Source organism: Desulforhopalus glucosivorans (assembly GCF_054397165.1).
Genome location: NZ_AP044854.1, coordinates 3145001 through 3171992, shown reverse-complemented (window position 1 = coordinate 3171992; position 26992 = coordinate 3145001). Strand labels below are relative to the sequence as shown.

18 protein-coding genes and 2 rRNA genes (1 of these 20 only partly in view) are annotated in these 26992 nt (G+C 42.8%); 8 read left to right on the top strand and 12 right to left on the bottom strand.

Annotation, left to right across the window (positions count from 1 at the left end; genetic code table 11):
* Window positions 1-141 precede the first annotated feature (141 nt).
* Window positions 142-2043 (top strand): TIGR00341 family protein, encoded by a 1902-nt coding sequence (locus ACX6CI_RS13730; protein WP_458774211.1) that lies wholly within the window; start codon window positions 142-144, stop codon window positions 2041-2043.
* Window positions 2040-3209 (top strand): ABC transporter substrate-binding protein, encoded by a 1170-nt coding sequence (locus ACX6CI_RS13725; RefSeq protein ID WP_458774210.1) that lies wholly within the window; start codon window positions 2040-2042, stop codon window positions 3207-3209. The genes ACX6CI_RS13730 and ACX6CI_RS13725 overlap by 4 nt, the downstream gene beginning before the upstream one ends.
* 97 nt (window positions 3210-3306) lie before the next feature.
* Here ACX6CI_RS13725 and ACX6CI_RS13720 read toward each other — a convergent pair whose 3' ends face one another.
* The 7 genes from ACX6CI_RS13720 to ACX6CI_RS13690 all read right to left on the bottom strand — a co-directional run bounded on the left by ACX6CI_RS13720 (window position 3307) and on the right by ACX6CI_RS13690 (window position 10942).
* Window positions 3307-4803 (bottom strand): carboxypeptidase M32, encoded by a 1497-nt coding sequence (locus ACX6CI_RS13720; protein ID WP_458774209.1) that lies wholly within the window; start codon window positions 4801-4803, stop codon window positions 3307-3309.
* 155 nt (window positions 4804-4958) lie between these two features.
* The gene (locus tag ACX6CI_RS13715) at window positions 4959-5702 is read right to left on the bottom strand and encodes a polysaccharide deacetylase family protein (protein ID WP_458774208.1); all 744 of its coding nucleotides are present in this window, start codon (window positions 5700-5702) and stop codon (window positions 4959-4961) included.
* Between the two features lie 44 nt (window positions 5703-5746).
* The gene (locus tag ACX6CI_RS13710; protein WP_458774207.1) at window positions 5747-6907 is read right to left on the bottom strand and encodes a glycosyltransferase family protein; all 1161 of its coding nucleotides are present in this window, start codon (window positions 6905-6907) and stop codon (window positions 5747-5749) included.
* The gene (locus tag ACX6CI_RS13705) at window positions 6904-7542 is read right to left on the bottom strand and encodes a histidine phosphatase family protein (protein WP_458774206.1); all 639 of its coding nucleotides are present in this window, start codon (window positions 7540-7542) and stop codon (window positions 6904-6906) included. The genes ACX6CI_RS13710 and ACX6CI_RS13705 overlap by 4 nt, the downstream gene beginning before the upstream one ends.
* Window positions 7542-8810, bottom strand: a complete 1269-nt coding sequence (locus tag ACX6CI_RS13700; RefSeq protein ID WP_458774205.1) for a glycosyltransferase — start codon at window positions 8808-8810, stop codon at window positions 7542-7544. The genes ACX6CI_RS13705 and ACX6CI_RS13700 overlap by 1 nt, the downstream gene beginning before the upstream one ends.
* A 67-nt stretch (window positions 8811-8877) precedes the next feature.
* Window positions 8878-10128 carry a glycosyltransferase family protein gene (locus ACX6CI_RS13695; RefSeq protein WP_458774204.1) on the bottom strand — a complete coding sequence of 417 codons (1251 nt, stop codon included), beginning with the start codon at window positions 10126-10128 and terminating at the stop codon, window positions 8878-8880.
* 262 nt (window positions 10129-10390) lie between these two features.
* A complete protein-coding gene (locus ACX6CI_RS13690) occupies window positions 10391-10942 on the bottom strand; it encodes a hypothetical protein (RefSeq protein ID WP_458774203.1) in 552 nt (183 codons plus the stop codon).
* Between the two features lie 330 nt (window positions 10943-11272).
* On the opposite strand from ACX6CI_RS13690, the gene ACX6CI_RS13685 reads away from it, so the two are divergent.
* From ACX6CI_RS13685 to ACX6CI_RS13675, 3 genes are all read left to right on the top strand, one after another.
* Complete coding sequence (locus ACX6CI_RS13685; protein ID WP_458774202.1) at window positions 11273-13003, top strand: FG-GAP repeat domain-containing protein; 1731 nt, start codon at window positions 11273-11275, stop codon at window positions 13001-13003.
* A gap of 185 nt (window positions 13004-13188) precedes the next feature.
* The gene (locus ACX6CI_RS13680; protein ID WP_458774201.1) at window positions 13189-14355 is read left to right on the top strand and encodes a hypothetical protein; all 1167 of its coding nucleotides are present in this window, start codon (window positions 13189-13191) and stop codon (window positions 14353-14355) included.
* 104 nt (window positions 14356-14459) lie between these two features.
* Window positions 14460-15863 (top strand): MFS transporter, encoded by a 1404-nt coding sequence (locus ACX6CI_RS13675; protein WP_458774200.1) that lies wholly within the window; start codon window positions 14460-14462, stop codon window positions 15861-15863.
* Here ACX6CI_RS13675 and ACX6CI_RS13670 read toward each other — a convergent pair.
* On the bottom strand, window positions 15860-17749 hold the full coding sequence (locus ACX6CI_RS13670) for a response regulator (RefSeq protein WP_458774199.1): 1890 nt from the start codon (window positions 17747-17749) through the stop codon (window positions 15860-15862). The two genes, ACX6CI_RS13675 and ACX6CI_RS13670, sit on opposite strands and share 4 nt — an antisense overlap.
* 135 nt (window positions 17750-17884) lie before the next feature.
* On the opposite strand from ACX6CI_RS13670, the gene ACX6CI_RS13665 reads away from it, so the two are divergent.
* The 3 genes from ACX6CI_RS13665 to ACX6CI_RS13655 all read left to right on the top strand — a co-directional run bounded on the left by ACX6CI_RS13665 (window position 17885) and on the right by ACX6CI_RS13655 (window position 21880).
* Window positions 17885-19849 (top strand): ATP-dependent DNA helicase, encoded by a 1965-nt coding sequence (locus ACX6CI_RS13665; protein ID WP_458774198.1) that lies wholly within the window; start codon window positions 17885-17887, stop codon window positions 19847-19849.
* A 42-nt stretch (window positions 19850-19891) separates the two neighbouring features.
* Window positions 19892-20878 carry a polyprenyl synthetase family protein gene (locus ACX6CI_RS13660; protein WP_458774197.1) on the top strand — a complete coding sequence of 329 codons (987 nt, stop codon included), beginning with the start codon at window positions 19892-19894 and terminating at the stop codon, window positions 20876-20878.
* A gap of 66 nt (window positions 20879-20944) precedes the next feature.
* Window positions 20945-21880 carry a divergent polysaccharide deacetylase family protein gene (locus tag ACX6CI_RS13655; protein WP_458774196.1) on the top strand — a complete coding sequence of 312 codons (936 nt, stop codon included), beginning with the start codon at window positions 20945-20947 and terminating at the stop codon, window positions 21878-21880.
* A gap of 123 nt (window positions 21881-22003) precedes the next feature.
* Here ACX6CI_RS13655 and ACX6CI_RS13650 read toward each other — a convergent pair whose 3' ends face one another.
* From ACX6CI_RS13650 to ACX6CI_RS13635, 4 genes are all read right to left on the bottom strand, one after another.
* Window positions 22004-23293 (bottom strand): IMP cyclohydrolase, encoded by a 1290-nt coding sequence (locus tag ACX6CI_RS13650; RefSeq protein ID WP_458774195.1) that lies wholly within the window; start codon window positions 23291-23293, stop codon window positions 22004-22006.
* A gap of 58 nt (window positions 23294-23351) precedes the next feature.
* Window positions 23352-24371 (bottom strand): bifunctional UDP-N-acetylglucosamine diphosphorylase/glucosamine-1-phosphate N-acetyltransferase GlmU, encoded by a 1020-nt coding sequence (locus tag ACX6CI_RS13645; RefSeq protein ID WP_458774194.1) that lies wholly within the window; start codon window positions 24369-24371, stop codon window positions 23352-23354.
* 310 nt (window positions 24372-24681) lie between these two features.
* Window positions 24682-24798 (bottom strand): 5S ribosomal RNA (gene rrf / locus ACX6CI_RS13640).
* A gap of 192 nt (window positions 24799-24990) precedes the next feature.
* Window positions 24991-26992, bottom strand: a 23S ribosomal RNA gene (locus tag ACX6CI_RS13635); it runs 1017 nt beyond the window's last position.

Below are 26992 nucleotides of genomic sequence, written 5' to 3'. Positions count from 1 at the left end.
AACAGGAACTTAAAAATGTGCAAATTATAGATGGAGTTTGACCAGATTAATTTGTTTTATGCAAGGGACATCGTTTCACCCGGATAGATACACTATCAAGATGCATTGATCGGAAAAAGGAATCAGGCAAAGAGACAAAATATGAGTGGATATGTTAAATCGGCCTTTTTTGTTCATAACGAAGAGGGCGCACAGTACAGGGAAGCTGTTGTAAATAACCTCCATGATGTCCAGGTCACATCAGTTTCTATTGAGGATTTTATAGAGCTGGGAGAAAGGTTAATTGAGCCGGGTTCTCATGTTGTGGTTGCAGCCGATCTTTCCGCCATAAAACAGGTGATGCAGTTTACAATAGATCATAATCTCACTATGGGACTTTTACCCCTACCCGAGCAGCAGACGCTCCGGAAAAGTTACCTGTTACCAAAAGATGTCGGTGAAATGGTGAGTCTTAGTTTGTGTGATGAGTCAATCGAGTTGGATATTGTCTACTGTAATGACCGACTATTACTCTTTAAGGGAACAGTGGGTAGGATTCCTCTCATTGATAATCTCAGTAATACCAGTAAATGGTCAATTCTTATTGATGGTCTAAAAAAGGTAAATGCTCTGAAACTGTTGCCGTTTGAGATTACAAGCGAGGGAAAGAGTGTCACAACAGTAAAGACAGCGGCAAGTGGTTGTATGATTCTTGAGCACTCCGAAAAGAGTTATGCCTCTGCAATGATAGGGCATAATACCTCACGAATGGATGGGTTGATTTCCACTGTAATTGTGGCTCCAATATCAGTGCTGGATTATCTCAAACTTATGTGGACTCGTATCCTTTTTTCCGGGGACTCAAATCGGGTTCCGGCCTCCATAGGATTCATTAAGAGCCCGCAGCTGACCATTGATTCGGATTCTCCTCTCAATTTTAATATCGATGGTGAGGATCTGACCACTCTGCCAGTTCACATTGAAGTAAAACCCGCTGCACTGAAGCTCAATTTTAAGCCAGAGGATGGAGAGGAACGGTCCAGTGCCGGTGGAGACAGGACTGAAAAGTTTGTCACCAGTTCTCTTCCTGCCGGTAAGGAGCTGTCAAAGGCACGCAACCGCAAGGTACCTTTTTTTACCTACGCCTCTGAGGAGCGTTTTAAAGATCTGTTTATTGCTCTTAGGGAAGATGCATCACTCAATTCGCAATATGTCGTACTGATGCTACTCAGTACTGTGCTTGCAACTGTTGGGCTCTATTTAAATAGCGCCTCGGTTATTATTGGTGCTATGTTGCTGGCCCCACTTATGGCCCCGATAATATCCCTTGCCATGGGATTGCTTCGCCATGACCAGAAATTATTCAAGAAATCTGTATATAAAATTATCTTCGGGGTGTTTTTGGCCTTAACTGCATCTGCAATGTTAACTCTGATCTCACCGTATCAGCCTTTTACCGGTGAGATGGGGGCGAGGATAAATCCCACCGTACTTGATTTGACAGTGGCTATTGCAGCAGGGGTTGCAGGGGCTTACACTAAGTCATTTAAGGAAATCCTCCAGAGTCTGGCTGGTGTGGCTATTGCTGTTGCCTTGGTGCCGCCTCTGGCTGTGGCTGGCGTTGGTTTAGGTCGTTTTGATTTCTATATCTTTTCTGAAGCATTTCTGCTGTTTTCTACAAATCTTATAGGTATTGTGGTGGCGGCGGCACTCACCTTTCGTTTGCTTGGTTATTCTTCTGCTGTACACAACAAAAGGGGAATTAGTATAGTTATCTTCTTTCTTCTGGCTATTTGTGTTCCTTTGTTTGTCTCTTTTGAGGGAATTGTGGAACGTTCATCTTTTGAGTCGAGCTGGGAAAAGGATAGGTTTCTTGTCAATGGTAAGTATTTAATCGTGCACAAGACTAAGATGAATAAAATTCAGAACAGTAAAATATTAGATATACAGATTCATGCCAGGGAGCAGTTGAATAGAAGTGACCTTAATGAGTTCAGGCGAAAAATTAAGAGAAATTTTGGAGATGATATTGTGATTAGAGCCCAGGTTTCCTATATATTATGAAAAATTTACGTATACAACAGGTGAGATGTTTATTGGTAATACTGTTGGTCTGTTTGTTTCTTTCTGCGTGTCAAGAGACGCAGGAAACGTATGAGGCGAGTGGCACTAGTGGTAAGGTCGTTAAAATTGGCTTTGTTGGCCCCCTGACTGGTGAGAGCAGCGGTCTCGGGGAAAATAGTCTCGTTGGAGTAAAAACAGCATTATTGCTTCAGCCGTTTCTGCTTAATGGTGATCGTCCTGAAATAGTTGTCGCAGATGATAAGAATGACCCGGCTCTTACAACTTCTGCAGTGGAAAAACTCATACGAGAAGAAGGTGTCTCTGCAATTTTGTTGGGCTCAACAAGTAAGGCCTTATTATCAGTAACAGATTACATAGACAAGCAAAAAATTCCGGCCATTGCGCTTCTTGCAACACACCCGGACGTTTCCAGGGGCGATTATACTACACAGTTACCAATTGATGATGAACTTCAGGGTACGGTGGCCGCACTATATGTTTTAGACGAAATGATTATTGATAAAGCGACTGTTTTTGTAGAACCTGAGGGAGTGCATTCTTTCTTTCTTGCTGAAATATTTGTCAATAAATTTATTGAGGCGGGAGGTCACGCGAAGCGTATAGAATATCCGTCGGATAATAATGAGCTTGAAAAAATCCTGTTACGGTTACAAGAGAGTGGGGAAGGTTTTTTGTATTTGCCGCTCCATGGCTCCAGTGTTGTTGAGATCAAGAGGATTTGCCGTAAATTGAACTACAATCCAGAGGTTATGTTAAGTGATGGTGTTCTAAGCCGGGTTATTCTAGACTTTGATCACGACCTCAGCCTTGTGGATGGGATGATGGCGACTGATTTTTATTCCAGTTTGGTGTTGACGAAAGGATATGGTGAAAAGCTGGTGAAGATATTCGATAGTTCTTTTGATGCCCCTAAAACGACATACGCAGCACTTGGTGCTGAAGGTATGTCTATTCTTTTAGGGGCTATGGAGCGTTGCGGGAATAGTAGTGATACGGAGTGTATTAACGGCAATATCCATAAGACAAATAATTTTCTAGGTGTAAACAGTAAAATTTCTATCAGTGCTGAAGGCAAGGTCGAGAGACCAATATTTATCAATAAAATTGTGAACAGTAAATTAGAGTTTGAGGTGATGGTCTACTAACCCCGGAAGATGGAAAATAAGCCGGGATAAGTACCTTCACGAAATCTATTCATACAAATCGGCAGATACTAGAAGTGTCAAATGAATTTCTACAGTATTAATACAAATTCTTAAGATAACGCTCATCCAGATGGGTGAGGAAGTAATCAGGATTTGTTTTTTCACCAGTTGCTGCTTCGATGATTTCCTGCCCCTCTAGACTTGAAGCCTGGGACCATACATTGTCCTGTAACCATTCTATTATAAACGAAATATCGCCTGTACTGACCTGTTCAGCCCATTCAGGATATGTTTTTTTGATAGCCGAGAAAAACTGGGCGCTGTTTAGCGCTCCCATTGTATAGGATGGGAAATAGCCAAAGGAGCCATCTGTCCAGTGCATGTCCTGCATGCAACCGTCTTTGTAGTTATTGGATGTTGAAAGACCTAAATATTCCTTCATTTTTTCATTCCAGAGTTCAGGTATGTCCTTCACTTCAATCTGTCCATTGATGAGCTCTTTCTCGATTTCAAAACGAAGAATAACGTGCAGAGGATAGGTTACTTCATCCGCTTCTACCCGGATAAAACTAGGCTGGACTGAAATTGCTGCACGCCGTAATTCTTGCCCGGACAGGTGCTTTGTTGAAGGAAGCTGCTTATGAATAGCTGACGCAAAATGATTTATAAAGGGCGCTGAGAGGAAAATTTGTTTTTCAAAAAGCAGGCTCTGACTTTCGTGGAGGGATAGATTTCGAGCTCTTCCGATTGGTAGGGAATCCCACTGCTCCGGCAGACCATTTTCGTAGCTTGCATGTCCGGTCTCATGGGCTGTTGCTGTTAAAGCATCAAGGAAATCGTTTTCACGAAACCGTGTCGTAATTCGCTGGTCCCCACGGCATCCTGTGCTAAAAGGGTGGGCGCTGACATCCATGCGACCTCGCTCAAAATTAAAACCAAGGGATTGCATGAGTTGTTGGCTGAGTCGTTTTTGTGCGTCTATATCATATGGCGGAGTGAAAACGGGTTTGACTTCCAGCTGTTGTTGCTCCATGACGCGTTGTAACAGTGGGGGAAGTTCTGTTTTTAATCGATTAAATATTTTGGTGATAAAGTCAGTACTGTCGCCGGTGCAGTAGAGATCAAGCATTGCATCGTATGGTGTCTCAAGCGGGATAACTGCAGCTTCAAAACGTGCACGGGCTTCAACTCGAGACAGGGCAACGACTTCTTTGAAATTTCCTACAAATCCTTTCCAGTCATTGGCCTGACGCTGACAACGCCAGTCATGTTCGCATTGAGACCCCGCAAGGGACTGTGCTTTAACGAGATCTGCAGGCAGACAGACTGCCTGGCTGTATTCTCGTTGCATCTCTTTTATAGATTGCTGCTCAATTGGAGTTTCTGCTTTTGCAGTACTGAGCAGTTCCCCTGTTTCAGCGGAGGTGAGTTCTTGGTGATGGATGCTGGTGAGCTCGGCAATTGCTGCGGACCTGGCTGTGTTACCTCCAGGGGGCATCATGACCATATGATCCCATTGAAGAAAGGTGAGAGCATGCTCAAGGTGCCCAAGTTTTTCGAAATGGGCGATCAATTTTTTATATGATTCATTCATAGTATTTCCAAATGATAGGTGCCTGTGGAACGTTCATCTAAATGGTGAGTTGCTGAACTGGTGAATTTGTCCTGAACTTATGTGACAATAGGAATGAATTGTATAGATGTCATTTTTATCACCAATCTTTGTGGAAAATGAGTCACTGGCAAGGGTCAAATAATGAGATCTCCAAAATGGACGAAGGAAATGTTCTGTTGTTTCTTTAAACATTTCATAAGAATATCCAGAAACTCCGTCGCACGTTTGTTCATCCTTTGGTGGTGGAGCATGATGCCGCAATTGCCTGAGCTAAGGCTTCTCTTCAATTCTTCCAGCAGGTTCTGAAAGCTTTCTTCTGCCAAAGGTTCTTTTCTTGTGTGAAGATCAACATTTACCTGTAAATCGGGGAAGGGAGGCAGCGTTGATGGCTTTGCCCCCCGGGATCTTGAAATAGCTTTAAATCCCAAGAATTTAAGTGCCTGGAGAGTCTCCGCACTGCACCTGTTCCAGGGAGGAGTGAAGACAGGTTTGTTGAGTGGTCCCAGGAGTGAGTCGAGGCGTTGTTTGCCATTTGTGAGGCTTGTCAGCACATCTTCATAATTTCTTGCTGGGCCAAATTCCTGATTCTTACCTGTGTTCTCAAAATTTCGGTGAACATAGCCATGCTGGTGCCAGTACCATTGGTGCTCTGAAATCCCGGTGAGCGATTGCAGTTCGGCGAGACGACTGGGAGTCAGCCATGTCGGAACAGTCGCCAGGCAGAGAGGAAGCTTGTGCTGAGTAAAACAGTCTATGAGTTGAGTGAAATTTAGCGAAGCAATTCCAATATCATCTGCACGGAAAAAAACAGTGGCCTTTCCATCAATTTGATGTACACCCTCTTCAATAGCTTTCTGAATGCGCGACTCTACATCCATTAGCCCTACTCGGTATAGTTGTGATGATGGTTTGCTCATATTTTTTATTGCCCAAGAATGTTGTCGATGATTGTGCGACTGTTTGCTGCACCACTAAGATTAATAGTGTTATGTATCGGAGGGCGTTTAAGCTGCTCGGCCATTAGTTTGGATAGACGGTCAGAAGACAAGTCGTTCTCTGAAAGGGTTCTGATAGCTGATTTTTCACGTAACTTTTCAACCCTAAGAGACTGTTCTCTGTTTTGGGAAAAAGGGAGTACAAGAGCTGGAACTTCAGTCTGCAATAAATTCATGCAGGTATTGTAGCCAGCCATGGAGATAGAAAGATCAGCTTCGACAAGCCAGTCAGGGAAGTTGCTGGTGAAGCGATCTACTGTGATATTCTTCTGGCTCTGGTTCTTGAGGAGTTCAAAGTCATCTTTTGTGCAGTAGGGACCAGTGAAGATTTGGAGATGGGACTCCGGTTCGTGTTCAAGGAGCTTTCTAAAGGCAGGCAGTACAGCATGGAGTAACTCGGCTCCCACGCCTCCACCACCAGAACTTGCTATTATGAGCTTTTGTTTCTTATCAAGGCCGAGTTTTTTACGTATTGTTCCGACTGATTTGGTTGACACTTTTTCACTGACAAAGCCAGTGTATTGAACCGGAATAGTAATCTCTTTCACTAGGGTGAATGTCTCGTCTAGAGTCACAACTGCGGCGTCTGCATGGACAAGGACGGCGTCATAATAGTCATTTAGTGTTTTTACGACTCTTGATTCGAACTTTTCTTTACCCTCTTGTTTTTCCACAAGTATATCCCTGACACTGCAAAGGCATTGGCAGGTAGGAAGTGTACCTTTACTAATAGCCATGAGTACAGGGTCGAGTTCAAAACGAAATGCCTTTCTGCCAAATGGGTAGAGCTCCGTTATAAAACACTCAGGAGCTGTAGTTTCAAAGTGGCTGTATAAAAGTTTTTGTCGACACTCTTTGGTGGACCCTAGGCTCTGGTTATTGTCGCAGGGAGTCAGATTGTTGAATTCAGAATCCATCTGCAATCCCGGCAACTGAAGCAATGTCAGACCTGAGGTGTCTACTGATACAGGAGGGCCACCCAGGATTAAGGTCGTCTCATGATTTTCTGCGAGTGTTTTACATATTTCAAGGCTTCTCCTAAGATGCCCGATTCCAAGTACATGCTGGCAATAGTAGGATACTCTCATGGTCGTGCGCCCCTTTCAATATTGAGAGTGTCAATGGTGAAGATATTGTCGTTGTGGGTAATGAGGTGAAGGTTATTTGCCTTGACAATAGAATCTTCCTCAGGAAGAAAGGCCCGGTTACTTAAGTGGTAGAGGATTGCCTTTATGATACCCTGGTGACAGACAATAAGAGTTTTTTTACCTGGACTATTATCCGCAATCTCTTTAAGGACGGTAAAAACCCGGTCCCGTACGCTTGCTCTTGTCTCTCCGCCAGGCGCAGAAAAATCCCATCCTCGTGCAACTCTTGTTTTGAGTTGTTCTGCCTGTTCAGCGCGTATTGATGCAATGGTACGACCTTCCCAGTCCCCCCAATTCTGTTCCCGTAGTCTCACATCAAAATGGAAGGGGATATGTAATCCTTCATTAAGTAGTGCAACCGTCTGTTTTACTCTACCGAGGTCGCTGGCGTAAATCTGATCCCAATCCCACTTCTGAAGGGTGGGAAGCCAGGCTCTTGTCTGACTAATCCCCCAAGGTGTGAGAGGAGAGTTTTTCAAGCCCTGAATTTTCTTTTGGGTGTTCCATTCAGTTTCCCCATGTCGAAGGAGGCCAAATAGGGAGCGTTTAACGCTTGATTGGAGTTGTTGGTCCATTATAACGAGGCAAGTGTCGGGGCCTGCTCTTTGAAAATTTTAGCCAAGTCGCCAATGAGTTGTTTGTTGTTGAAATGCGCCGCGACATGTTCTTTTCCGCCTTTGATAAGGCGGTCTCTGAGTTGAAAATCTGTGAGCATTCTCTCTATTGCCTGAGCCATTATTTCAGGATCTTTAGGAGGGACTGTGAGTCCTGTCTTTTCATTAATTAATATCTCAGGAATTGCTGAAATATGGGTGGAAAGGGCAGGTATTCCCATGGCAAGGCTTTCAACCAGAACATTAGGGATGCCGTCTCTATCGCCATTGGGAGCAATTTCACAGCCCAGGACAAAAAGGTCGCTGTTTCTAAAGTTTTTTAACACCTCTTCATGGGTTTTGGTACCTAGCCATTGGCAGCAAGCACCAAGGTCAAGTGTTTCTATGAGTTGTACAATTTCTTCGCGATCATCACCATCCCCAATGAGGGTATGACTGAAATTAATACCTTTTTGTTTAAGCAGAGCGAGGGCCTTATAGATTGTAGGTAGACCTTTTTTCGTCGTAAGCCGTGCCACAGTAAAGATATTATGGGGAGTTTTATTCTGATTATCTCCCAAATCATTTTTAAAAAGAGCGAGGTCAATACCGTGGTAGATACAGTGGACAGGAGTTGTTCCATCACCACGAAGTTCTTCGAGATATTCCTTATTGTGTTTTGTACAGGTTACTACAAACTCAGCCTCCGTAATTCTCTGGCGTAATTTTTCTCTTTTAGAGGTGTATATATCTTTAGCATGGGCTGTAAAGCTATAGGGTAGCCCTGAAAGGGAGGCTGCAAATCTTGTGACAGAAGTTGGGGAGTGGGCAAAATGGCCATGGAGATGACCAATGCTGGTGTCACCTGTGAGGTGGTAGTATCCCATAAAACTTGCCTGTAAAAGATGCTTGAGTGTGGCAAGTTTATTTGTGGGCTTGCCGGCAGACGCCAGCTTTAAGGTTTTGAGAAACTTCTTAGGATCCTGAGCTGCGAGTAAAATTGCTGGCGCGAGGAGTTCTTTGAAGTTGTCTCCCAGCTCGGTTGGCAGATAACTCACTTCCGCTTTAATCTCTTTAACTGAGGCATGGGTAAAGGACTCTCTTGGTTGCCTCATGGGAAAGAGGTGCATGGAAAAACCCAATTTTTCAAGAAGGAGGATCTCGTTGGAGATAAAGGTCTCAGAGATACGTGGATAGCCTTTAAGTATATATGCAAGGGCTTTGTTGTTTGCAGGGGCGGGTTGATTCATGGAGAATTCGTTGTGGTTTAAATTTTAGTGCGTTACTCAAGAGCACCTGTCATAAACATCAGATAACTTAAAGGCTGTGCACAGGAGTTTTGTCAACATTAGAGGAGACGGTCGAATTATCAACATCCTTAAAGTGAGTGAGTCTTGCCAGCATTGTATCAAGGCCGGATAGTTTAAAAGAATTTATCTTGTCGACATAACGACTGTGCTGTTTGATAAGATCAAAGACCTTTTCTCGCAGGCCTTGGGGGGTTACCTCGGACCACGGAATGTAATCAAGTAAACCCTGCTCTTTTAATTGTTCTGCGCGGATAAGCTGCTCCCTTCTAGGATGTTCTCTTGGGATAATAAGAGCAGGAGTTTTCTGGGAGAGTATTTCGCAGATTGTGTTGTAGCCACCCATGGATATGACAAGGTCGGCGGCGTCCATCAACTCTTCCATACGGGGGTGAAAGGGGAGGGTCTTAATACCAAATTTTTTCGCCCTCTTCTTCAAACCTTCACGGACCTTCTTGGGCATAAATGGCCCGGTAATGATGATGGATTTAAATGGGAGTGAGGTTGGATAGTAGTCATGCATGTCAAGAAAATGATCAATGACTTCAAAGCCGTCCCCACCACCTCCTGTTGTGACGAGGACAAATTTGTCCTCATCCATGATCCTGTATTGTTTGCGAACGGTCCTTCTTTTACTATGACTGATACTTTTACGAGGAATATAGCCCGTAAATTTAACGCGATCATGGATGGGTGCAGGAATTTTGTACATCTTAACGGGATCATAAATTTCCCGATTCCCATAGACCCAAATTTCACTGTAGAGTTCATCAAGGTAGGAATAGACATTCTTTTCCTGCCAGTCTTTCTGGATAACCGATGAGTGGTCCAGAATATCCCGGAGCCCAAGTACGGTTTTGGTTGTGGGGCTGTCCGTCTTAAACCACTGGAGGGTTGGTAAAACTTCTTTTTTCAGACCTAAGGGTTCTTTGTCTACAATAAACAAATTTGGTTTAAAGGTTTGGGCAGTAGCCAGGATGATATTGGTTCGAATCGAAAGGGCCTGCTTTTCTTCAATTTTAATTGAGAGTGATTTGTACTCATCATTGGTGTGCTTTATCATCCCCGGGATTCTTACAAAATCAACCTGCTGGGGAAACTTGAAACGTCCAGCAAGGGGAGAACCAGTAAGAATGAGAACATTGGTATTCTCATCCCTCAGATGGTTAGCAATGGCCATGGTCCTGCGGATATGACCAAGTCCGTATGTGTCGTGGGAATACATCAGGATATTATATGTGCTGTTTTCTCGTTTCATCATGGCCTAAAGACGCAGGTTTTATGGTTGCGGATACAAGAATACTATTCCCAGTAACAGAGCATAGCCATTTCAGATCAATTGCATAGGATAACGAATGTGCAAAGTCTGGAATAACTGAAACCCATTAATAAATAATGGTAAACGGATAAGCGTGCGCGCATTATATTATAGAGAAACTTTTTCTTATTCTAAGTAGCCAAAGAAGTCAAGCAGGTGTGGATATTAAGAGCAGGCGATGAGGTATAAAAGGAAGGTAACTACATTAGAAACTCATGCTCAGCCTGTTGCTGACCATGATGATATTTTCAACATCACTATAGGACGATTGATCGGTAAATAAATTTCCTGTATCCATATAGCCGAAATGAATTTCGTATGAGAGATTGTTTACTAATTTGTAGATGAACCCAAGATTGGCCTCCCAGCTGGACTCATTCTCATATTCTACATTATCTGGCGTCCATAGGTTCCGGGTGATACCAAATGCACCTTGAAGTGAGATTCTATCAGTTGCTTCAAATTGTGCAGAAACTGCTATACCTTTGCTGGATGCAGTATGGGGTATAGGTTCAGCCCAGGAAACAGTTGGGGTCAGTTCATTATTCAGAATATCAGAGGTTGTGGAGGTGATCATGAGTGGATTATAGTTTCCTGACTGAAAAAGCGAACTTTTTTTGTGGAAATCTAAAATGGCACCAAGGTTATATGATGTCACCCTGTAGGCGTGGTGTGTATTCTTCTCAGCTGCATAGCTGCACGGTGCAACAAGGAAGAAAATAAAAAATATATGTAGTGAGAGGAGCTTGTATCTCATTGTAATCACATATATGTACAGTGTAAAAGGTCCGGTTTTATGCTTGTAAAGTTTACTCTATTATATGTATATTTTGTAACGTGACGAAGAAAAAGTCAAGTGTAATTTGTTTGTTATATGGAGCTGAACGAAGTTTTCAGAAACGATATATAACTTTACCTGGATGATACAAATTGCAAGCTATTTTAAATAGCTACCTGAAAGATGTTACAGGTGGGTACATATACTTGCTAGTAGCATGGAAGTGCGATATAGATAGTGTAAAAATTAAAGGCACCAGCACGACAGTATTAATTGATCAATATTACAAAAATAATTTTTGGTGAAAGTATGCGTTTATTCTCTGTTCTGACCTGTTGTATCTGTTTTCTTCTTGTTTCTTTTGGACTGGCACCTGCCGCTGAGACTGACAAAGATTACAAACTGATTTTTTCAACCTTTGATAATACGTCAGCAAAGGACTATGCATTCTTACGAGATAGTATCCAGACAATGTTGATGAGCCGGCTTTCAGCCAATGATGCTATTGAAGTTGTAGACAAGGTCCTGAGCAAGAAGGAAGTCACAGCTCTGGCAAAGAATCATTCTAGTGACCTTAGCTCAATTGACGCAGATTATATGGTAACTGGCAGTATTTATGCCCTTGCACATGGAATAAAGGTTCAAATTACTATGTACCCGTTTAATGCTGAAAACGAGGTGCTGAATTTTTCTCAATTATCTGAAACACCAAATGACATCATTGCCGGTAACGATGCACTTATAAATGCTGTTGTGGGAAAGCTGTTTGGGGAGTCAACGGTGGAAACGAGACCTGACTTTCCTGGAGAGGCTACTGCTGGTTTCACTACAACTCATCCCGAGGCAGAATATAAAAAAGGCCTCTATTCAGGAACCATAGTTGATTCTGACCTCCATGGTATTCAAGCAAAAGCCCGTGGGGTTAAAAGAACACTCGATATATCCGGCGGAATACTGGCCTGTACAGTTGGAGACCTCAATGGCAATGGAAGTGATGAAATAATTACACTGACCTCTTCAAATATCAATATTTACCAAAGTCAGGAAAGAAAAATCATACAAATTGACAGTTTGAAGTTGCCCAATGGCCTGCGAAGCCACGGATTGACAGTTGCAGACCTCAATGGTGATGGGAAAAAAGAGATTTATATTAGTGCAACCGATGATTTATGGGTCGCTTCAATGATCATTGGCTGGAATGGAAAGGGAAATTTTACAACGTTTGCAAAAAACATTCGATGGTATCTTCGACCTGTAAAAAATACAAATGAGGCCTGGCAGTTGGCTGGGCAAAAGCGGGGACGTGCAAAAACCGATTTTTTGGCCAAGGGCTTGTACTGGCTTAACATAGATGAAAATTTCAAGATATCTGAAAATAAGCGTATCGGGATACCAGATAGTATAAACCTCTTTGACTTTGCCTTTGCAGAACTGGATGGGAAGAAAGGTGATGAGTTGGTCGTTCTCGATACTAATGAGAAGCTTCAGGTGATAAGTAATAATAATGAATTACTCTGGGTGAGTGAATCTAATTATGGTGGTAGCAAAATTTATATCGGCCCAAGTATCGGTAGTGCTGTCGATGAACAGTCAAAAACTGGCCTTAGTGTAGATGAAGATGCTGATCGGGAGCTCATTTTTGTCCCTGCACGAATCCTCGTGACCGATGTTGATGGCGATGGCTTGTCAGAAGTTGTGGTGAATGAAAATAAAAGTGGAACCCTAGGATTTTTGAAAAGACTGAGATCCTATGATGGAGGTTCTGTTGTGGGCCTTATCTGGAATGGTGAGGCGCTCACTGAAGCGTGGAAAACAGGGCACTATAAAGGCTATCTGGTGGATTATGGCTTCAGAAAAACTGAAAATACTTCATCTATACAGCCAGGTAAAAGTGGAATGCTTACATCAAGCGGGCAGCTCTATGTGGCAAATATGCCTCTCAGCGGTACCTTTATAGGAATGCTTCCTGGAACAAATGATACGAAAATTACTGTTTACGACCTAGATTTTTATAAACAAAAACAAGTCGATAATAATTAACTGATAAAAGTATAAAAAATTATACTTCTGGGTAAAAAAATCTTGACAAAGGATTTTTGCGGGTTTAACGTACAAGCGTCAGAACAAAACTTTACCAAATGTTTACCGGTAGTTTGGTGTACACATTTTGGTAGAGCTTACTTGACCCGTTAAGGGTTAAACAAAAAACTCAGGAGAAGTTAACAATGAAGAAGATTATTGCTTCAACTCTAGGTCTTATGATGGTTGGTGGTGTTGCTGCATCATCCGTTCAAGCTTTTGAAAGCCAGTTTGGTGGTTACTGGCGTACACGTCTTTTCTATCAGGATGAATTCACACCTGATACAGACTACTTCCGCGTCGATAATCGTACCCGTCTCTACTACACTGCTAAGTTTAACGACAACTTCAAATTCGTTAACAAGTTTGAGTTCAACTCTAACTGGGGTGATAGCGACGGTGGAGATATTGGAGCAGATGGTTCTACCTGGAAAGTGAAGAATTCTTACGCTGATTTCACCATGGGTTCAGTAAGAACTAAGGTTGGTATTCAGGGTGCTGCAATTGCTCGTGGTTTCATCTTCGACGATGATTTCTCTGGAATCATGATGACCGCAAATATGGGTGCTGCTTCTGTAACTCCTTTCTGGATCGCTGTAGACAGTGAAGATGCTGGTGGTAAAGATTTCGACCGCAACCTCTTTGGTCTTACCGCTGGTATTAAGATCAGTGATGCTGTTTCTTTAACTCCATACTTCCTGTATGACGCTGCTGGTGCCGGTACCACCGTAACCGTAGATGCAGATGGTGTTGAAACTTCAGCTGCTTCTGGCGATATTGATAACTGGTACCTCGGTACTGACTTCGATATGAAGATGGACGCTGTATCTGTTTGGGGTACCTTGATATACAATAGCTTTGAGATCATGGATACTGATGGAGACGAATTCCTCGGTGCTGTTGGTGTTGACGCTGGTATCGCACACGGTCAAGCTTTCTACGCTACTGAAGATTTCGTATCTGCTCCAGGTCAGTCTTACTACTGGTCTGAGATCTTAGGTCTTGGTGTATTTGATAACTCCTCACCTGCTGGTGGTGTAGGTAACGCAATCAGCAACGTATGGGCTGTAAACGCTGGTGTTACCCTTAAGCCTGCTGACAAACTAAAGATTGATGCTGACGTTTGGTACGCAATGCTTTCTGAAGATGTAGACGGTGCAGATGAGCTTGGTCTTGAATTTGATGGTAAGCTTACTTACTCTCTCATGGATAACTTGAAAGCTGAGTTCATTCTTGCCTATCTCGTAGGCGGTGACGCTGTTGGCGATGAAGACTCTCTTGAAACTGGTGTACGTTTATCTCTAAGCTTCTAATCTGAGAAACACCACGTTTTAATACGTTGTAGTAGTTATCTTAAGCCCAGTGGATTTATCCACTGGGCTTTTTTTTGTGTTATAAGGTCTCTATGCCGCAGAATATGCATCCACTAAAAGCAGAAAGAAACTGGTATGCGATCCTTGTTGTAATGGGTGGGGTCTTTCTGTCCACAATGGACAGTGGGATGATAAACGTCGCTATTCCCACAATCATGCGTTATTTCAAGCTGCCAATAGAAGCTGCAGAACAAGTTGTTACAGTCTATCTACTCACAATTACCATCTCACTCGTTTTCTGGGGCAGAATAGCCGATCGATTAGGTCTTGAGAAAGTGTATCTTACTGGCTTGTTTATCTTTTCTCTAGGTGCAGTTTCCTGCTATATGAGTCAAAGCTATTTTGTTCTTCTGGTTGCCCGTTGTATTCAGGGGCTTGGAGCATCGATGATGATGTCATCGGGGCCTGCTATTATAAAGTCTTCTGTAGCTGAAGGCGAGTTAGGGCGTAATCTTGGTCTTGTGGGTGTTGCCACAGCAAGTGGACTGCTTACAGGGCCATTTGTTTGTGGGCAATTACTGTCACACTTTAGTTGGCGCAGTATCTATATGCTTATGGCGTTGTTGAGTTGTGGGATCGGCTGTGGTGCCTTTGTTCTTTTTAAAAGAAAATTACGTGAAAAGAGAAAACAGTTTGCAACAAGGTTTGATTGGAAGGGTGGGTTATGCTGGGTAGGGATTGTTCTTTTACTCATCAATTTATTGCAAAAAGCGCATTTGGTTTCTCCCATGGTATCTGTGGTAAAGGCCATAGCTCTTTTTTTATTGATAATTTTTTTTATCAGGGTTGAGAGAAAGGCTGGCTATCCGATACTGCCGCTAGATATTTTTTCCAAGCGATACTATTGGGTTGGGATTGTTACAGCTGCAATCTCTTTCGCTTCGCTTTTCAGCGTACTTGTTATGATCCCATTTTATTTGGAATACGTTCAAAAGCTTACAAGTAGGGAGATTGGCATGATCATGATGGCCGTACCCGCCACATTAATTCTCTGCTCTCCATCAGCTGGTTTTCTGTATGATAAAATTGGTGCAAAGTTTTTAACAAGCTCCGGCCTCTTTGTTAGTTGTTTTGCACTTTTTGGCCTTTCTCAATTGTCTGTGGACAGTTCGACGCTGCAATTGATCCTTTTACTCGCAACTGTTGGAGCTGGCCAGTCTATTTTCCTATCCCCCAATAGTGCATCTGTTCTCTCAAGGGTTGAAGATAATCGCGTTGGCGCAACAGCAGGGATACTCGCAACTGCACGTAACTTTGGTATGGTCGTTGGTGCAACCCTTGCGACAGTTCTCTTTAGTCATTTTAGTTCTGGGGCAGATATTGATTTGAGTCATATGAGTATTCAGATGGTCAGTAATGACACATTTATTGAAGCTTTATCAATGACCTTGAAGTGTGTTGCAGGACTCAGTTTGACGGCGTGTTTCGTTTCACTACTACGGGATTAAAGCTTTGGTAGGGTAATTGTTGCTTTTAAGCCATGTGGCGTGCGATTCTCGATAAGAAATGTACCGTTGTGTGCAGCAATAATCTGCTGAACCAGAGCAAGTCCCATACCGTTTCCATATGTCTTTGTGGTGTAGAATGGTTCTTTCACCCTGTGAAGCTGTTCTACTGGAATACCTGGCCCGGTATCGCTAATGGAAATAGAAACGTTGTTTTCATCTTCGAAGGTCTCGATAATTAATGAACCGCCTCCTAACATTGCCTCTGTACTATTTCGGATTAAGTGTGAGAAAACCTGGCGAATTTTATTCTCATTAAGACTAATTTCAGGTCCATTTCCTTCAAAACAGAGATGGTATTCGATGTTATACTTTTTAAATCTTGAATAAAAGACAAAGGCGGCTTCCCGGATGATTGAATAGAGGTGATATGGTTGCTGCTTTATCTCTTTCTCTTCTGTATAACTGAATAAATCTTCCAAGGTCTGTTCTATCTTGTCAGTCTCATTTGTAATTATATTGAGAAAATCTACTGTGTACTGATCGTGGGTTTTCTTGGTGAGGAGTCGTGCAGTTCCACCAATGGAAGTAATTGGATTACGCAGGGCATGCAGGAGTTGAGACGAAATTCTATTGATTGTCATTGAGCGTTCAGCTTGCAGCAACAGGTCTTTGTTCTTATTTAACTCAGTTGTTACTAGCTCTAACTCAGAGATTTTACATGCCATTTCCTCATAGAGGTAACTGTGTTCAATGGCAAGACTTGCATGACTTGCAAAAATCTCCAAATCATTGGTATCAGCAGGACTTATTGTGGCCTGGGTTATAAAATTATCAACAATGATAACACCAAAAGACTGACTTGGGGAGAAGAGAGGAACAACCAGGAAGGTTGCCTGTTTTAAATTTTCGATGAGTGAGCTTGGCACAGTGCACTCATCGGCAATTCCATTTTCGACATACACTGTCTTCTTGTGTTGTAATGCGTATATGAGAATATTATCCGTATCATCTGTTGGAACCTGAAGCGCTTGAATAATTTCGTTTGTGGTTACATCAGTGGAGTTATCATCACCAAGGCCACTATTAAGGATATCTTCCAGCTGAATTCCCTGTTGTTTGAAGGATTCCCATATCTCCCCAGCTTTCACCTTCGAGGAAGTACCAATGGCAATATGGCCTTCCAGGAGATTCTTCTCTTTATTCTCAAGGGCGAGAAAAGCCCTGTTAAAGCGAAGACCTTCGTCGGCTGTGATACCTATTAAAATAGCTTTTAGAATTGCCCGCAGTTCTCTGGCATTCAGATAAGCTGTATTCATCTTGTAGTTCAGTTGATGCAAAAACTGCATTCTACTGTTGGTATTTTGCAGCTCTTTTTGAAAGCTACGATTGTTTATAACCAGTCTTCTTTTGTTGAGTGTATTTCGAACTGTACGAGAAAATTCTTTTTTGAACACCGGCTTTGTTAAATAATCATCAGCTCCCCGACGAAGGCAGGCAAGAGCTGTATCAATATCCGTTGTTCCTGTGACCATGATGATACCAAGATCAGGGTGAGCGGGGACAATATCTTTAAGCAACTCATCACCGTTGCGATCAGGAAGACCGATATCAAGAAGAACTAAAGCGATGTTATGGGTGTTGAGTAGTTCTTGAAACTCGTAGGCGCTTCCCGCCTGAATAACTGTAAAGCCTTCACTTTCAAGAAAGTGGGACAGCAACAGAGATACTTCAGGAGAATCATCAACAACAGCTACAACCTCGTCCTGGGCGAGTAACGTTGTTGCACTAGCTTCTTGTAGATGTTGGGAAAAACGCAATTCAACCATGACACCGAAAGCGGTAGAGGAACGGTTAAAATACAATAACTGCTTTTCTACTTGTAGCATAGAAAGTGACTGTCATGCATTAAAAAGGTCATTAACCTTTCTTTTATTATACCAGATAATAGTGACCGATGAAAATCTGTATTACAGAGCATTGGATTCTGGTGTATAGTGGCCTCTACTTTATAGGGTGAATGCATGTTTCAGTTAGATGATATATTTGTAAAAAATGGCGTGTTGGCAGACGTCTTGCCTGGTTTTGAGCCAAGAGAAGGACAAAAAGAGATGGCCTTTGCCATTGAAACCGCTCTTGGTGCAAGGTGTGTGGATCGTTTGGAGGGGAGTGGTTGTCTTGTTGTTGAGGCTGAGACAGGCATTGGTAAGACATTGGCTTATCTAATACCGGCAGCATTGTCAGGAAAGAAAATTGTTATATCCACGGCGACCTTAAATCTTCAAGATCAGATTGTTTACAAGGATATACCACTTGTAAAAGACATCGTCGGAGAAGATCTACCTGTTGTCTGCGTCAAGGGCCGGGAAAACTACCTGTGTTCTTATCGCTATTATCAATTCTGCTCTAATCCACAGCTCTCAGTTGGCGCGGCAGATGATATTAAGCGGATTGATAAGTGGTTAAAAAAAACGTATTCCGGAGACAAGGCTGAGCTAGAGTGGCTTGGAGAGAGGGGAGAACTTTGGTCGAAAATATCTGCGAAGTCCTCTCAATGCCTCGGGAGTAATTGCCCTGAGGGATCGGAATGTTTTGTCACAAGGCTGAGAAAAAAAGCAGGTTCAGCACGGTTATTGATAGTTAACCATCATCTGTTTTTTTCAGATCTTGCCCTTAAAAAGCAAGGGTATGGTGAAATTTTACCACGCTATGAAGCAGTCATATTCGATGAGGCCCACCATATTGAAGATATATCCAGCCTCTTTTTTTCCTGCAGTTTTAGTCACTATCAATTAATTGATCTACTCAGTGATATTGAACAGCAAGCCAAAAATGATCTAACTGCTGAAAAAATTGATACTCTGCTTCCAATGTTAAGTGGTCTTAGAAAACGGGGAGAGATCTTTGCCGCTTTATTTCCTAAGGAGACGGGAAGGTATTATCTTAACTCATTTATCGATAAAATTACACCCGAGGTATGGCTTGAAGAAGTTGAGTTACTGAATACGGGATTTGCTCATCTTGAAAAGGAGATGACTATACTTACGCCGTATGGGGAGAGCTGGCTCTCATTTGCCGGGCGCAGTAATGGTCTTGGGGAAAGACTAAGGGATATTGCGATTTCATCCAAGGATGAGAAGGGTGAAATGATACGTTGGTATGAAAAGAGGGAGCGATCTGTTGCACTTTCAGCAACACCTCTTGAGGTTTCCGACCTGCTGGGAGAACACCTGTATAACTCTGTAGACTGCTGCATTATGACCTCGGCAACTCTTTCCACAGGAGGGTCCTTTTCTTATATTAAAAAAAGACTTGGATTGAAAGAGGAAACAACGTACTTACAGTTTGCATCTCCATTTAATTATGCACAACATTCGATGATCTATATTCCAGGTAGAGAGTTTCCTGCGCCTGTGGATCAGGACTATCCAGAAGAATTGAACAAACGGGTGTGTGAGTTACTTAAACTCAGCTCAGGAAGGGGCCTTGTTTTATGTACAAGTTTTAAGGCACTGGAAAGACTTGCAGATTATCTCGAAGAGAAACTGGATTATAAAATACTCGTACAGGGCAGGGGGGCTAAAACTGCCTTACTTGATACCTTTCGTAAAGAAACGAACAGTGTCTTGATAGCTGTAGCCAGTTTTTGGGAAGGGGTGGATGTGAGTGGTGAATCTCTCAGTTGTGTGATAATTGATAAACTGCCATTTGAGGTTCCAACGGATCCTGTTTTACAGACAAGGATTGAAAAATTACGTAGCGATGGGGGAAATCCTTTTTTTGAGTACCAGGTTCCCCGGGCTGTTCTTGCATTAAAGCAGGGCGTTGGACGTCTTATACGCTCTGTTACAGATACAGGCGTCGTCGCAATTATGGATGTTCGTTTATATACAAAGGGATATGGAAAAACCTTTTTGAAGAGTCTGCCCCAGGCGCCGGTTAGTCGGGAGATTGAGGGTGTAAGACAGTTTTTTTCAAGGTACAAATAAGACTATGTTACAAACACATAATATTAGTCTATTTATAGGAATATGAGAGACTTACTGGAAGTTGTAAAAAAAGAGGCTGCTGTTATTGATCGCTATATGCGTGAGGATCTAGGAGCTATGCAGTCAGCAATTGATCCCTTGCTGAATAAGGTTTTAGAATACGGTCTATTTAACGGTGGTAAGCGTCTACGCCCAATGCTGGTTGTGACCTGTGCCAGATTATGCGGGATGACGTCTGTAGAGGTGTACAGGCTTGCCATAGCATTTGAGTACCTTCATGGGGCTACGCTTTTCCATGATGATATTATAGATGATTCAGCGACCAGGCGCGGTAAAGCAGCAGTTCATAAACAATTTGGTGTTGTGGCTGCTATACTTGGGGGAGACTTCCTCCATGCGCACTCCATGGCAACGGTATCTAAATATGCTGGGGCCAAAGGACTCGCCAGTTTTTGCACTGCAACCATGGGTATGGTGGATGGTGAGTTTATGCAGCTGCAGAATGCAGATAAACATAATTTGTCAGAAATTGATTATTATAATGCGATTATGGGTAAAACCGGATTGCTTATAGCATCGTCCTGTGAGGTTGGTGGTATTTATGCAGGTGCTGATGATACGTCTGTTGCGGCTTTACGAAGCTATGGAGAACATCTTGGGTGTGCCTTCCAGATAATTGATGATATTCTTGATTATTTAGGCGATTCAGCAGCAACAGGAAAGGCTGTGGGAAATGATCTGGCAGAGGGTAAAATGACTCTTCCATTGATTATTGCTCTAACCAAGGCAGATGAGTCAGATCGACAGTATTTAATGGAAGGCTTGAGCTCGGCGAGTAAAGATCTATCTGTTGATAAAGTTATAGACATAATAGAAAAATACGAAGGTTTTACCGCTGCGAGAAATCAGGCTGAACTTGCTATTAAAAAGGCCTTTGCCGAGTTGGAATTATTTAGTGGTCCGGAAGTTCAGAGGGAACGAGATTTTCTGCAAAAATTAGGACAGTTTGTTCTCAAGAGAAATAAGTAACGTATGTACAGTTACACTGGTGGTTAGAAATTTAGCATGGTCGTTAGAAAAACATCAAAGAGGCGTGTGAGAAAAAAGCCTGCAAAAAAGCAGTGGTTTATTCCAAATATTAGACGGATTTTAATCTTCTTTACGCTATTTTTTCTTCTCCTGTTTTCCCTTTGCTCCGCAGGTTATGTGATTTTCTTCCGAACTGTTTTTGCCCAGGAAATAATGCCGGTGCTGAAAAACAGTATCGTCTTTGAAGAGCCGGACCCGCCAGTCGGGGAAGATATCTCCCTGCTGATAGAAGAGGTTGTCGAGCCTCCTGTTTCTGTAGAAGCAGAAGTAATAGCCGCTGAACCGCAGTTGCCTAAAGTTGCTGTGATTATTGATGATATTGGCTATCAATACGAAATTGGTAAACAGCTACTTGAAATGCCCTTTGAGTTGACATTTTCCTTTTTACCTTTTGCTCCATATACACAAAAGCTTCAGGAAACTGCGTACAATTTGGGAAAGACAATTTTTTTACACCTGCCTTTGCAACCCCAGTCGGATGAGTTTGATCCAGGACCTGGTGCTTTATTGCTTACAGACTCCACTGAGCTGCAAAAAGAAAAATTAGATCGTTGTCTTGAGCAGGTCCCTTATGCCGTTGGAGTTAACAATCATATGGGATCACTGTACACAGAAGATACAGATGCGATGGATGGGGTGATGACTACGCTTGCCAGTAAGTCGCTCTATTTTATTGACAGCTATACAACTTCCTCAAGTATTGCTATAGAAAGTGCTCAAAGATATGGAATTAAAAATGCCAGAAGAAATGTATTTCTAGACAATGAAATCAGTCAGGATCATATTTGTGGACAATTAGATAAACTCATAAATATAGCAAAAGATGGTGGTGTCGCAATTGGCATTGCTCATCCCCATAGGGTAACGTTAGAGGCACTTAAAACGTGTGCTCCCGGTTACAAATCTGAAGTGCAATATGTGAGTGTTTTAGATCTTCTATAGATATTTTTTAAGTTTGTGCCTGTAAGTTTGGAATAACAAGATAACGAGATGTTGAGAGTAAAACGGCCAGATGATCATTGATCTTCTGGCCGTTTTACGCTGTGGGATGATACAATGGGAGGATTAATGCTTAAAAGAGCGTTGTCCGGTAAACATCATTGCAACTTTTGGTTCTGCTTCATTACATGCCTCGATTGTCTCAAAGTCACGCATTGAACCACCCGCCTGGAGGATTGCTGAAATTCCTTGAGCAATACCAACGTCCGCTCCATCTCTAAATGGGAAGAATGCATCTGAAATCATAACTGAACCAGGTAATCCAGCCTTATCTTCTTGCACTTTAAAGTCAATGGCCTCCTTTTCAGCTTCAGGTCGTTCTCCTTTGCTAATGGCAAGAACAAGGTCAGCATAGCCGATACCATGGGTGTCCCAACAGACGATATCGGCATATTTAACATAGGCTTTCTGGACAGCAATTTCAGCAACGCCTACTCGGTCCTGTTCTCCTGTTCCTATACCAACAGTGCAACCATCTTTTACAAACAAAACAGAGTTAGAGGTTACTCCATGTTCAATTGCCCAGCCAAAAAGCATGTCATCGAGTTCTTGCGGGGTTGGTTGTCGTTCACAGCTGTAACTATTCCCTTTCCAGGTAGTGGTGGCTTGAGATAAATCATCAATATATCGGATTGAATTAACAGCGGATTGTTGGACAATAATTCCACCGTCTATAAGGCTTTTAAAATCAACAAAACGATATTTTTCAAAATCACTAAGCTTTTCAATATCATTGATCTGAATTATTCTAAGGTTTTTTGCTTTCTGGAGTATCTCAAGACTACCGTCTTCAAACGCAGGAGCGCACACGACTTCAAGGTAGTTTTTAGCAAGCAGGTCAGCAGTTATTGTATCGCAAGGACGGTTAAGTATAACGGCACCACCGAAGGCTGCTATTCTGTCACATCGAAGCGCCCTGTTAAAAGCTGTAGGAAGATCAGCATCCCAGGCAGCTCCACAAGGGTTGTTATGTTTCAAGATGACTGCTGCTGGTTTAGCCATCAAATATTTGATAATATTAAGTCCATTATCTATATCAGTCAGGTTAATTTTTCCAGGATGTTTTCCAACCTGTAACATGTCTTCAACATTAATAGATGATACAAGACCATGACCAGGCTCTATGAAAGTGCAGTCACCGAGACTTAAATTACCATTAACAAGTTCGTATAGTGCGGCTTCCTGGTCTGGGTTCTCACCGTAACGAACTCCACGTTCATCAATGGTTCCATCTTCCTGTTTTATTCCCCAGGTTTTCTTTTTATATACAAGTTTCTGGTCGCCAAAAGTAATAGTCATATCAGCTGGAAAACTATCTCCCAGAATGGTTGAGTACATTTTTTTTAGATCACTCATAGTGGTATCCTCGTTAAAGTTGGTACATGTAAAGTGCGATATTTTATTTGTAATTCTTTCAATGGGTTGAAAAATTGGCAGTATGTGCAGGTATTCGTTGATTTTCGGCAACAGTGCAATCAACAAGATAACTGTGGGCACCTATAAAAGCACCGTCTGCAATAACACAACCTTTAATAACTGCACCTTGTTCAATCGTTACTCCGGAACCGACGTGAGACTTCTCACATATATGTGCGCATGGCTCGATAATAGTGTCAGGTCCAATTATGGAATCAGGTGTGATTCTAATAGTTTCAGGATTAATCATGGAAACACCAGAGGCCATTAGTTGTTCATTTCTACGTGATTGAAGTTCGGTTTGCGCCTGGGATAGCTCGAGTCGTGAATTGACACCAAGAACATCAATTGAATTTTCTGTTACAAAAGTTTTGACAATTAGTCCATCTTCAACAGCCATTTTGATAATGTCGGTGAGATATACTTCGCCCTGACTATTATCAGTTCCAACATTTTTAAGTGTTGAAAAGAGGTATTCTTTGTTTACACAGTAGATACCGGCGTTGATTTCTTGTACTAACAACTCTTGACTGTTTGCATCCTTGTGCTCAACAATAGCCCTGATGTTTCCATCAGTATCACTTATAATTCTTCCGTAATTACTCGGGTCGTTAAGAAGGGTCGTCACAAGAGTTACTGTGGCTGAATGCTCTTGATGCTTTTGAAAGAGTTTAGAGAGCATGTCTGGACGAATCAGAGGTGTGTCTCCACATAATATCATGACAGTGCCTGAAATGTCCTCTAGAGCCTGTTCTGCAGCCAGTACAGCATGGCCTGTACCCAATTGAACCGTTTGTTCGGCAAAAGTCGCATCATAATCTTTTAATTGTTCTTGCACCGATTGCTTTTGATGGCCAACGACGACTACAGTTTTTGCAATTTCTAAGGTGTTAACACTATCTAGTACATGTTGAACCATAGGGGCGTAAAATACTTCATGAAGAACTTTGGCTTTTGCAGATTTCATTCTAGTACCTTTTCCGGCAGCTAGGATGATCACAGAAAGTGAATCATTCATAATATACTCAATAATTAGTAGGGTAGTTCAAGGGTAAATAAAGAAAGATTGGTAAGGATATTTTTCAAATTCTACATAGCTCAATTATATATTAAAAAGAGAAGTGAATTGCAAGGCACGTTATTTTTTCGTGGCGAAAAGCAGATAGAGTAAAAGTGGGTGTCTATGAAAGAGGGGGAAAAATTTTTGAACATTGAGCCCAGGCTGTGTTGAAAAGACCACTTCTGCTGATACCTTATGAGAAGTAATACATATGATAGAACAAAAAATCCCCAATCAGCATAAATGCTAATTGGGGATTGTATAAAAAATACGGCGATGACCTACTCTCCCACACAGTCGCCCGTGCAGTACCATCGGCGCTAAAGAGCTTAACTTCCGTGTTCGGAATGGGAACGGGTGGATCCTCTTTGCTATGACCGCCGTAAAACTTTTTGTGCCTGGGGTAGGGGAGGATTGTATCCATTCTACCGTGCACTGTTTTACTATGTAATCCCATCTCGCCTGTGGCTCGTGGGATACGATTCTCTAAGCGTTGCAAGAGCTAGGCTCTTGCAATACTAAGAGTATCTAAATAATCGAATAGTAGAATAATCAGTAGTTAGTTTAATCAAAAAATATGGATAAGCCACACGGGTTATTAGTATCAGTTAGCTCCAAGTATTACTACTCTTCCACACCTGACCTATCAACGTGGTGGTCTACCACGACCCTTCAGATGGCTAATGCCATGGGATATCTCATCTTGAAGTGGGCTTCCCGCTTAGATGCTTTCAGCGGTTATCCCTGCCGAACTTAGCTACCCAGCAATGCCCCTGGCGGAACAACTGGTGCACCATAGGTTCGTCCATCCCGGTCCTCTCGTACTAGGGAAAGATCTCCTCAAATATCCTGCGCCCGCAACAGATAAGGACCAAACTGTCTCACGACGTTTTAAACCCAGCTCACGTACCACTTTAATTGGCGAACAGCCAAACCCTTGGGACCTGCTTCAGCCCCAGGATGTGATGAGCCGACATCGAGGTGCCAAACCTCCCCGTCGATATGGACTCTTGGGGGAGATAAGCCTGTTATCCCCGGAGTACCTTTTATCCGTTGAGCGACGACCCTTCCATGCGGAATCGCCGGATCACTAAGACCTACTTTCGTACCTGCTCGAGATGTCTCTCTCGCAGTCAAGCTCCCTTATGCCTTTACACTCTACGGCTGGTTTCCAATCAGCCTGAGGGAACCATCGCGCGCCTCCGTTACTCTTTAGGAGGCGACCGCCCCAGTCAAACTACCCACCAGACAATGTCCTGGATCCAGATAATGGACCGCAGTTAGATTCCTAAGATAACAAGGGTGGTATTTCAAGGGTGACTCCATGGACACTGGCGTGCCCACTTCAAAGTCTCCCACCTATCCTACACATGTTACCTCAAAAACCAATGCCAAGCTGTAGTAAAGGTTCACGGGGTCTTTCTGTCTTGTTGCGGGTAACCGGCATCTTCACCGGTACTACAGTTTCGCTGAGTCTCTGGTTGAGACAGTGGGGAAATCGTTACGCCATTCGTGCAGGTCGGAACTTACCCGACAAGGAATTTCGCTACCTTAGGACCGTTATAGTTACGGCCGCCGTTTACCGGGGCTTCGGTTCAATGCTTCGCTTGCGCTAACACGTCCCCTTAACCTTCCGGCACCGGGCAGGCGTCAGACCCTATACTTCGTCTTTCGACTTCGCAGAGTCCTATGTTTTTAGTAAACAGTCGCTCCCCCCATTTCACTGCAACCTGACTAGGCTCAGTTAGTAAATAACATCACCATGCAGGCACACCTTCTCCCGAAGTTACGGTGCTATTTTGCCGAGTTCCTTAACCAGAGTTCTCTCAAGCGCCTTGGTATCTTCTACCTGCCTACCTGTGTCGGTTTACGGTACGGTCACAATCATAACTAGATACGAGGATTTTCCTGGAAGCATGGAACCAACCACTTTGTTGTCTAAAAGACATCGTCATCACGCCTCAGTCTTAAAAGGACCCGGATTTGCCAAAGTCCTAAACCTACACGCTTAAACCGGGACAACCAACGCCCGGATGGTCTTACCTTCTCCGTCCCCCCTTACCATAACATTATGATAGTGGTACAGGAATATTAACCTGTTTCCCATCGACTACGCCTCTCGGCCTCGCCTTAGGAGCCGACTAACCCTGAGCAGATTAACTTGACTACAGGAAACCTTAGGCTTTCGGCGACAAGGTTTCTCACCTTGTTTTTCGCTACTCGTGTCAACATAAGCTCTTGTGGGACCTCCAGCACTCCTTACGGTGTACCTTCTCAGGCGACCACAATGTTCTCCTACCATTCAGAAGCTGATTTAAACTTACTAACTGCTTAGCCGGGGAGGGTAGTTGCTCGCAAAAAACGCTCGCGAAATTTACCGCTCATCCCAACATAATTAATAAACTTAAATCAGCTTCTGAATCCGTAGCTTCGGTACTATGCTTAGCCCCGTTAAATTTTCGGCGCGGTATCATTAGACCAGTGAGCTATTACGCTTTCTTTAAAGGGTTGCTGCTTCTAAGCCAACCTCCTGGTTGTATAAACAATTCCACATCCTTTTCCACTTAGCATAGATTTGG

Coding starts and splice junctions, on each gene's coding strand:
- ACX6CI_RS13650 (WP_458774195.1), bottom strand. CDS start 23,293: ATGAGTGATCTAAAAAAAATGTACTCAACCATTCTGGGAGATAGTTTT.
- ACX6CI_RS13670 (WP_458774199.1), bottom strand. CDS start 17,749: ATGCTACAAGTAGAAAAGCAGTTATTGTATTTTAACCGTTCCTCTACC.
- ACX6CI_RS13695 (WP_458774204.1), bottom strand. CDS start 10,128: ATGATGAAACGAGAAAACAGCACATATAATATCCTGATGTATTCCCAC.
- ACX6CI_RS13685 (WP_458774202.1), top strand. CDS start 11,273: ATGCGTTTATTCTCTGTTCTGACCTGTTGTATCTGTTTTCTTCTTGTT.
- ACX6CI_RS13705 (WP_458774206.1), bottom strand. CDS start 7,542: ATGGACCAACAACTCCAATCAAGCGTTAAACGCTCCCTATTTGGCCTC.
- ACX6CI_RS13660 (WP_458774197.1), top strand. CDS start 19,892: ATGAGAGACTTACTGGAAGTTGTAAAAAAAGAGGCTGCTGTTATTGAT.
- ACX6CI_RS13700 (WP_458774205.1), bottom strand. CDS start 8,810: ATGAATCAACCCGCCCCTGCAAACAACAAAGCCCTTGCATATATACTT.
- ACX6CI_RS13720 (WP_458774209.1), bottom strand. CDS start 4,803: ATGAATGAATCATATAAAAAATTGATCGCCCATTTCGAAAAACTTGGG.
- ACX6CI_RS13690 (WP_458774203.1), bottom strand. CDS start 10,942: ATGAGATACAAGCTCCTCTCACTACATATATTTTTTATTTTCTTCCTT.
- ACX6CI_RS13665 (WP_458774198.1), top strand. CDS start 17,885: ATGTTTCAGTTAGATGATATATTTGTAAAAAATGGCGTGTTGGCAGAC.
- ACX6CI_RS13730 (WP_458774211.1), top strand. CDS start 142: ATGAGTGGATATGTTAAATCGGCCTTTTTTGTTCATAACGAAGAGGGC.
- ACX6CI_RS13675 (WP_458774200.1), top strand. CDS start 14,460: ATGCATCCACTAAAAGCAGAAAGAAACTGGTATGCGATCCTTGTTGTA.
- ACX6CI_RS13725 (WP_458774210.1), top strand. CDS start 2,040: ATGAAAAATTTACGTATACAACAGGTGAGATGTTTATTGGTAATACTG.
- ACX6CI_RS13680 (WP_458774201.1), top strand. CDS start 13,189: ATGAAGAAGATTATTGCTTCAACTCTAGGTCTTATGATGGTTGGTGGT.
- ACX6CI_RS13715 (WP_458774208.1), bottom strand. CDS start 5,702: ATGGATGTAGAGTCGCGCATTCAGAAAGCTATTGAAGAGGGTGTACAT.
- ACX6CI_RS13645 (WP_458774194.1), bottom strand. CDS start 24,371: ATGAATGATTCACTTTCTGTGATCATCCTAGCTGCCGGAAAAGGTACT.
- ACX6CI_RS13710 (WP_458774207.1), bottom strand. CDS start 6,907: ATGAGAGTATCCTACTATTGCCAGCATGTACTTGGAATCGGGCATCTT.